This is a genomic window from Streptococcus sp. HMSC034E12 (genome assembly GCF_001835915.1).
In the GTDB taxonomy this organism is placed as follows: domain Bacteria; phylum Bacillota; class Bacilli; order Lactobacillales; family Streptococcaceae; genus Streptococcus; species Streptococcus vaginalis.
Genome location: NZ_KV826476.1, coordinates 1 through 322 on the forward strand (window position 1 = coordinate 1; position 322 = coordinate 322).

Here is a 322-nt window from a genome sequence, read left to right on the forward strand (position 1 = left end):
CATATTGACGACGCAGAAGCTAGCGAGATTAAAAGCATTATTGGACGGCAAGCACACGCATTCGCTAAGGAATATTTCAAACAAGCAGGAGTTACACCAAGCGACAATCTGTTTGCATCTAAAAAAGGTCAGTTTATCCGCTTGCAACACTCGCACTTAAAACATCATTTTAACGTAACGAAGTACACGCACATTAAGCACACAGAAGCTGTTAAGGCGTTTGATTTTCTAAAATCTCTACAGTTCAGCGCATTCTCACTTTTTGAAACAAGAGAAACACCGAAACAAAAAGAGATTATCGCGTTAGAAAACGGTGTAGCAT

General features: G+C 39.8%; 1 pseudogene. It reads left to right on the plus strand.

The window, feature by feature from the left end:
* A pseudogene (locus HMPREF2574_RS08760) lies at positions 1-322 on the plus strand (hypothetical protein); the annotation flags it as partial.